Consider the following 7,516-nt stretch of genomic DNA (forward strand, 5'->3'; position numbering starts at 1 on the left):
CGGCGTGATCGGCGTGATCGGCGTGATCGCCATTCTCCGCGTCGTTGCCGCGTTGGCCGCCGAGCGGCACTTCCTGCAAGGCGACCACGTCGGCGTCGAGGGTTTGCAGCACGCGCGCGATGCGCCCGGGCGCGCGCACGCCGTCCGTGCCTACCGCGCCGTGAATGTTCCAGGTGACGAAGCGCAGTGTTCGCGCGTTCGCGGCGCTTTCATCCGGAGCCCGTCCGTTCACGCGGCTTGCGTTCCCGGCGCTTCCATTCGCGCGCGTTTCGTTCGCGTCGCGTCCGTGCCGATCGCCTCGGTCGCTGGCCGGCGTCATTCGCGCGCTCCCAAAAAGCGCTGCAATGCCGCCGACAAACCCACGAGCGCCACGCCTATCGCCGCGAGCAGCGCGATCGACCCCAACCCCGGATGACGCACGGCATTCACGAGCTGATGCGCGAACGTCGCCGCGAGCACGATGCCCGGCCCCATGCCGATCAACGTGCCAAGCAGATAGTCGCGCAAGCCGATATGCGACGCGCCCGCCGCCAGGTTCACGAGCACGAACGGCGCGAGCGGCAGCACGCGCAGCACGACCACGGCGGGCAAGCCCTGTTTGCCGAGCCGCTTCGAGATGCGGTTCAGGCGCGAGCCCGCGCGCCGGCGCACGGCGTCGCGGCCCGCCCACCGGCCTATCGCGTAGGTGATGAGCGCCGCCAGCAAGGAGCCGGCGAGCGCATACGCGCTGCCCGCGAACGCGCCGAACAGAAGCCCCGCGCAGACGATCAGCACCGTCACGGGCACCGACGCCACGGCCGCCAGCGCATAGGCCGCCACCACGAGCAGCGGGCCGAAACGCGTGTCCGCGAGCGCATGCGCCGCGCGGCCGATGCGCTCGAAGCTCACGTACTGCGCGAGCGGCGTGTAGTGCCAGGCGAGCGTCATCGCGACGGCGAGCAGCGCGCACACGCCGAGCAGCAGCAAGCGCCCGGTGATCGAGCGGCCGCCGCGCCCCGGCACGAACGCGCGCACGACTTCGTCGGGACGCGCGGGCCGCTCGGGATCGACCACGGCGCTTTCGGGCACCCACTGATCGAGTTCCGGCGAGACGGCGGGCTCGAGCGGCTCGAGCGTGCGCGACTCGCCGCCGAGGCTCGCGATCACGCGGTTCACGTCGCCGTCGAAACATTCGAATGCGGTTTCCACCCGCGCGCGCTCCACGCCCAGATGTTCCGCGAGCAAGCCGTTGCGCACGTTCGCGATGGCCGCGCGCACGCGCGCATCGCCGTTTGCTTCGAGCGCGATGTTGCATTCGGTGTCGAGCACCATCGAGCGATTGTTGAGATTGGCGCTGCCGATCACGAGCAGTTCGTCGTCGACGGTCATCAGCTTGCTGTGTACGTTGATGAACGCGTCGCCGAGTCCTTCGGTCCACGGCGCATAGCAGCGCAAACGCTCGTGCCGGTCCGCCGCGCGCAGCCGCTTGTAGAGGCGCGCGCGCAAGGTGCCCATCGTCGCCGATTGCAACCAGCCGGTTTGCTCGCGCGGCAGCACGGCAGCAATCGCGGGCGCGTCCGCCTGTTCGAGCCGCCGCGCGAGCGCATCGCCCACGGCGCTCGCGGTGAAATACTGGTTTTCGATGTAGAGGGTCTTGCGCGCGGCCGCGATGGCCTCGCGATACAGCGCGTGAATCTGCTGACAACCCGCGCGATCGGCGTGCGGCGCGGCCGTGAGCGCGATGCCGAGATGAACGTCCTCCACGTCGGGCGCGAAATGCGGCGGCCAGGGATCGTTTTCGGTCGATGACGATTGGGATGGCGATGGCGATGACGTTTGCGCTCGCGCTTCGTTCGGCGGCACGGGTTGCGCTTGCCCATCCGCGCCGTTCGGCGGCGAATCCTGCGTCGGCGGTTGCGGCGAATCCTGCGGCCGCTCCTGCGCGCGTTCGCGCATCGGCTGGCGCGGCGTAACCGCTTTCGCGCGATGCCAGCGCGCGCTCGTGAGCGCGCCCACGGCGCGTGCGGCGTCGCCGTCGAACATCGCCTGGACGTCGTGCGTCGGCGCGTAGGGTTCGCGCGGGCCGTTGCGGCGGCGCGGCTCGTTCGGCGCATGCGCGCTCGTGTCCCAGCGCGAGCGCGTGATGTCGATACCGCCCACGAACGCGAGCCGGTCGTCGATCACCACGATCTTCTGATGATGCGACGCGCCCGGCGGATGCGCGCCGTCGAGCCGGAAACCGATGCGCTTGCCGCTATTCCAGCCCAGCTTGAACGCGGGCAGCCACTCGCGCTCGAACGCGTAAAGCATCGCGAAATCCCATGCGAGAATGCGCACACGCACCGCATGGCGCGCCGCGACTGCCGCGAGAAACTCGCCGAGCGGCGCCGGAAAACCGTCGCGCGCGCCGCCGGGCACGAGTTCCACGCGGCTGTCGATATCCCAGCCCACGATGGTCACGCTGCGCCGCGCGCGCACGATCGCGGCGCGCAACGCGGCGTAGTAATCGGCGGCGTCGATCAAAAGACGCAGGCGCGGGGCGTGGTGAATCGAATCGCAGGTTTCGCCTGGACGCAAAAGGCCCGCGCGGGACGGCGCGCCCGCGGTTCCGGCCGTCGATTCGGGCCCGATTTCGCGCGTGGTTTGCGCGGCTTCGTTCAGCGTCGGTCGCGGATGCAACATAGGCAGGCGTTCCGCGCGATCAACGTTGCGCCGGTGCCGCGCGGCGCCGGAAAATCGCGGAATCGGCGGGAGGGTTCAAACCGGCGGAATGGTTCAAACCGGCGAAAGCGGCCGCCACCGCGCCAACCGGCATGAAAATCGACACGGACGGCGGCATGAATATCGGCATGTTTATCGGCATGAATATCGACCTGTTTATCGGCACGAAGCGCTCCTTCAAACTTGCGATGCAAACATCGAACAAGGCGGTTCGCATATCGCGTGCCACGCGCGCGGCGGGGGCGCGATGAGCGCAACGAGCGCGGTGTACGTGGTGTACTGGTGCGAAATGGCGGCGGAAAAAGCGGCGGGCGCGACATCCGGAAACGACGCGCGCCAACCCGCCTTGTCGCCGCGCGCACAGTCGTTCCCGGCGGGCGGTTTGTCCGATGCGCTCGCTTTCGCCGAAACCTTGCGCCGCCGCCAGGCGCGGGACGGCACGATCGGCTTCGTTTCGCTGTGCTCGGAAAATCCGCAGAGCGTGGGGCCGGCCGGCGCCGCCGATCCGCCCGCGAATTACGACTGGAAAAAGCGCCGGCGTTGAGTTTCGCCGCGATGCGCTCGCGGCACGCCCGGAGCCGCCGCGCACCTTCGCGCCATCGTCAATTCGTTCTCTCTATACTTTGCCGCGTGTCGTCCCCACCCGCGCGTGTGGGCTCCGGCATGCTTCGTTGGTCCCGCACTGCCCCGCTTCCCGACGCCCTCGCAACTGGCTCCGTACCCAGCCGCGTTCGCGCGACGGCGTTCGTCTTCGTCATTTACCCGATGGTCGAAACAGGAGAGTTTGCGATGAGCACCTTCACCACCCGCGATGGCACGTCGATCTATTACAAGGACTGGGGCAGCGGCCGTCCCGTCGTGTTCAGCCACGGCTGGCCGTTGTCGGCCGACGCCTGGGACGCCCAGATGCTCTTTCTGGCGCAGCAGGGCTTTCGCGTGATCGCGCACGACCGGCGCGGCCACGGCCGCTCCGACCAGCCCGCGAAGGGCAACGACATGAACACCTGGGCCGACGACCTGGCCGAACTGCTCGACAAGCTCGACGTGAGCGACGCCACGCTCGTCGGCCATTCGACGGGCGGCGGCGAGGTCGCGCGCTACATCGGCCGTCACGGCACGAAGCGCGTGGCGGGCGCGGTGCTGATCGGCGCGGTGCCGCCCATCATGATCAAGAGCGAGAAGAATCCGGGCGGCCTGCCGAAAGACGTGTTCGACGGCATCCGCAAAGGCGTGGTCGACAACCGCTCGCAATTCTTCAAGGATCTCGCGACGCCGTTCTACGGCTTCAATCGCGAAGGCGCGAAAGTCTCGCAGGGCACCATCGACCAGTTCTGGCTGCAAGGCATGCTGGGCGGCGTTCTTGCGCTCTACGAATGCGTGCATGAATTTTCGGAGGTCGATTACACCGACGATCTCAGGAAGTTCGACGTGCCCACGCTGATCCTGCACGGCGACGACGACCAGATCGTGCCGATCGACGACGCGGGCAAGCTTTCCGCGAAGATCGTCAAGGACGCGACGCTCAAGATTTATCCGGGCGGCCCGCACGGCATGTGTACGACGATGGCCGATCAGGTCAACGCCGATCTGCTCGCGTTCCTCAACCGTAAGTAAGCAATCGTTGCGCGCTCGGCGCGACCGGGCGCGGCTCGCTGCCGCGCCGAGCGCGATGCGCCCATGCTTCGGCGCATGACGTACGCGCATCGGCGCATCGGCGCATCGCGCCTGCCGCGCCGGTCGCTGGCCGAAAGCCGCGAGATCGACGGGCAGATCGCTCGTGGGTTCTGGCGCAAATAGTCGGTCTGGTCGAGATTTTTGTGATAACCATGGATACCTTATCAATTGAAAAATCGTTTTGCTAGGGCAGCCGGCCGGTCGTGGCGCGTTGACGAGACCGATGTGAAGAACCGTGGCAAGTGGGTTTATCTCTACCGAGCGGTGGATCGGTCTGGCCAGACCGTGGACTTCATGCTCAGGGCGAAACGCGATGTGGCCGCTGCCAAAGCCTTTTTCAGCAAGGCGATCAAGGATCAGGGGCAGCCGCCGGAGACGATCACGCTCGATGGGTATGCCGCCACGCACCGGGCGGTGCGTGAGATGAAGGCCGGTGGTCCGCTACCTGCAGACATGAGGTCCGGTCCTCGAAGTATCGGAACAACCCGGTCGAACAGGACCATCGAAACATCAAGTCCCGGACAAACGTGATGCTCGGCTTCAAGCGGTTCCGGAATGCCGCGACGACGATTTCAGGCATCGAGTTGATGCATCGCATTCGCAAGGGGCAGTGCGATCTCTGCGATCTCCGGCTCAATGACACGGCAGCGTCCTCTGCCTGGGATGCCGTCCTTTTCAATTGATCAGGTATCCATAGTTATCACAAAAATCTCGACCAGACCGACTATTTGCACCAGAACCTGTTTTCACGCCCGTCATCAGGGAAAGCTCGCCCAGCCCATATCAGTCGCCATGGCTTCATTGATCGCCAAAGTTCTCGCAATTTAATTGAATTTAAACGCGCGTAGTTTCCTTGATAAATAGGAAAATATCAATAAAGTAACCAAGAAAATGATTGCCCAAATGGGAAAAGATATAACTAGAACATAACTGGTTATCTCAGGACAATCATCGCTGTAATATCCGAATTCGCGAAAACAAGCGGCGATGTCATATATATATGTCGCCGCGAATGCGGATATTAGCATCATAAATATGATGCATAATTTGCGCAGATACCATATTGCTCTTTTCACGACGATCGGATTTCTATTTAAATGGATGTCGAATGATGCGCGTCATTTTTTCGCAATAAATATTACAGTTTTTGCTGCATCTGCCGCCATGTTGCCGCGCTTCTCGATTTTAACAATGAACCGCTTTTGTGAATCCTAATCGCGGTGGTTGTCGATGATGGTGGTTAGATTTATCCATATCCCATTCGAAACGAACGTCGTTTCATAAGTAACCGCGGCAGCATCCTCTGGTGACGCCCGCTTACTCTTCTCGAGAATAAAAGCGAAGCAGTCTTCAGATCCTCCGAGCCATTTGTGATGCGTATATCGCGCTCTCGCGTCATAGAAGCCGCCTATATGGAACATTACATTCGAGGCAAGCTTTGGCGATTTCTTGTTGGAGATTGGATGCCCAATGAATTGTCTAGGCACACCCTATTAAAAGATCGCGTCTGATGGAGCGTCACTTTATGAATTGAGGGTCACGTTGTTTTTTGCTTTGACAGTACAATAAAAATTGCGATTATAAATATGATACTCCAAATTATAAAAATAATTGCAAATGGAGCCAGGAAAAGTGAAAACGCATCATCACAATCTTCTACGTATCCACCAAAGTTGTGCATGCATTCCAAGACGGGGGAAAACAGAAAAAAAGCAGTTCCAACCAATATAACCATAAAAATAATAGTGGTAATTGCAAGTGGTCGATAATAATTGCTATTTTTTGCCATGCTGAGAATCTTTTCTATATAATTTAATATACGCGTGTTTCTATACCGTCCATTGGCAATATGAGGTCGTCAAGGGCGCCGGAAACCATCAATATCTTCTTGACTGCGTTACGAGGGTAGGGGGGGCGTTTTTCTACCTCGATAATGAACCGTTTCTTCACATCATTATCTCTATATTTCTCAATCATCGTTGTGAGTTTTACCCAGGTTTTATTAGAGAAGAACGCCCTTTCCATTATTATTTTCGCCGCATCCTCGGGTGTCGCGCGAATGTTTTTTTTGGGAATAAACGCAAAGCATCCCTCTGAGCCACCGAGCCATTTAGCGTGTAGAGCCGACGCGCGAGCTATGTAGAATCCTCCAATGTGAAACATTACATTCGTGGCAAATGATTCATCATTTCGAGAGGATACTGGGGGGCCGAACGGGTTATCGATACTTACTTTTTCAGCGTGAAGATAACGCTTTTCCTGTTGGCGCTGGGACTCGTCCTCCATGAGGAAATATCCATGGATTATGGGATCCGCAGCAGTCGGAAAATGAATCTGATCTGTCAAATATTTGTTCTTGGCTGCGTCAGCTGGTTCAAATGCAATGTTTCTGCATTGGGTCGCGTGATTGGTATCGACACCAAGATAATACCAGGCATCTCGCGTGACATTTATGTCATATTGAACAGAGGCATCTTCACCTTTGGATGAATCAAATAAAATCAACCTCGCATGGTACGTCGGTACTACGACTGCAGGTTGCGGCTCTGTGGATTTCTCCCAGCGCGTGCCCACGTTAGGATGCCCGTACACTTTCTGGATGGTAAATCCAGAAGTATTTGTTGTTATTTTCAATTTTACATATCTTTCTGGAACAAGAACTTCCTTCACGGTTTCGTCGGTATATAACGTAGTATTTTTCTTGCACACAAGATTGAGATTTCGCCCGAGTGGGCTAGTTATCCAATCGTCTGCCGTGTTTCCGAAGTCAATGGGAAATGTCTCTTCGCTCATGAGAAGTGTATTCAAGTTATGGAAATTATCTGATGAAATGAAATTCGAACATTAAGTGATGTTCAACTACACGTAAATCTTGATGGACTCCGATTTCGCAGTCTGACTAAGCAGATGTGTGTGGCCGTCATCATCGGTGACACCATGTTCAACCGCACCATCAGCCCGGACGATTGCGTATTCGGTATTCGGAAGCGGCGCGCCGGTAACTTTGTCAAGTAACCTGAAACGATCGTCAAACGCATTTTGAGCGCCGGGAAGTGCCGGCAAAAGGATATGCTTTGACTCCTTGCCCTTCTTTTGAACCGTGATGGTCTTCAGAAATAAGTCCCCTGGGCCGCCGAGCGTA

At 59.4% G+C, this 7,516-nt stretch carries 6 protein-coding genes and 2 pseudogenes; 4 read left to right on the forward strand and 4 right to left on the reverse strand.

The window, feature by feature from the left end; genetic code table 11:
• Both U5805_RS31265 and U5805_RS31270 read right to left on the reverse strand, forming a co-directional pair.
• The coding region (locus U5805_RS31265) for an endonuclease/exonuclease/phosphatase family protein (RefSeq protein WP_415914697.1) at positions 1 to 232 on the reverse strand (232 nt) is incomplete at its 3' end.
• Between the two features lie 83 nt (positions 233 to 315).
• The gene (locus tag U5805_RS31270; protein WP_322107359.1) at positions 316 to 2,661 is read right to left on the reverse strand and encodes a VTT domain-containing protein; all 2,346 of its coding nucleotides are present in this window, start codon (positions 2,659 to 2,661) and stop codon (positions 316 to 318) included.
• A 131-nt stretch (positions 2,662 to 2,792) separates the two neighbouring features.
• On the opposite strand from U5805_RS31270, the gene U5805_RS31275 reads away from it, so the two are divergent.
• The 4 genes and pseudogenes from U5805_RS31275 to U5805_RS31290 form a co-directional block, all read left to right on the forward strand.
• Positions 2,793 to 2,951: a hypothetical protein gene (locus U5805_RS31275; protein ID WP_322107360.1), complete on the forward strand. Its 159-nt coding sequence runs from the start codon at positions 2,793 to 2,795 to the stop codon at positions 2,949 to 2,951.
• 14 nt (positions 2,952 to 2,965) lie between these two features.
• Positions 2,966 to 3,244, forward strand: a complete 279-nt coding sequence (locus U5805_RS31280) for a hypothetical protein (RefSeq protein ID WP_415914698.1) — start codon at positions 2,966 to 2,968, stop codon at positions 3,242 to 3,244.
• A 245-nt stretch (positions 3,245 to 3,489) separates the two neighbouring features.
• A complete protein-coding gene (locus U5805_RS31285) occupies positions 3,490 to 4,314 on the forward strand; it encodes an alpha/beta hydrolase (RefSeq protein WP_322107361.1) in 825 nt (274 codons plus the stop codon).
• A gap of 261 nt (positions 4,315 to 4,575) precedes the next feature.
• Positions 4,576 to 5,057: pseudogene (locus tag U5805_RS31290) on the forward strand (IS6 family transposase); the annotation flags it as partial.
• Positions 5,058 to 6,186: 1,129 nt separating this feature from the next.
• On the opposite strand, the gene U5805_RS31295 reads toward U5805_RS31290, so the two are convergent.
• Positions 6,187 to 7,167: a hypothetical protein gene (locus tag U5805_RS31295; protein ID WP_322107362.1), complete on the reverse strand. Its 981-nt coding sequence runs from the start codon at positions 7,165 to 7,167 to the stop codon at positions 6,187 to 6,189.
• 66 nt (positions 7,168 to 7,233) lie between these two features.
• Positions 7,234 to 7,516 (reverse strand): annotated as a pseudogene (locus tag U5805_RS31300) (type VI secretion system tip protein VgrG); the annotation flags it as partial.

It is taken from the genome of Paraburkholderia sp. J41, from assembly GCF_905220235.1.
GTDB lineage: Bacteria > Pseudomonadota > Gammaproteobacteria > Burkholderiales > Burkholderiaceae > Paraburkholderia.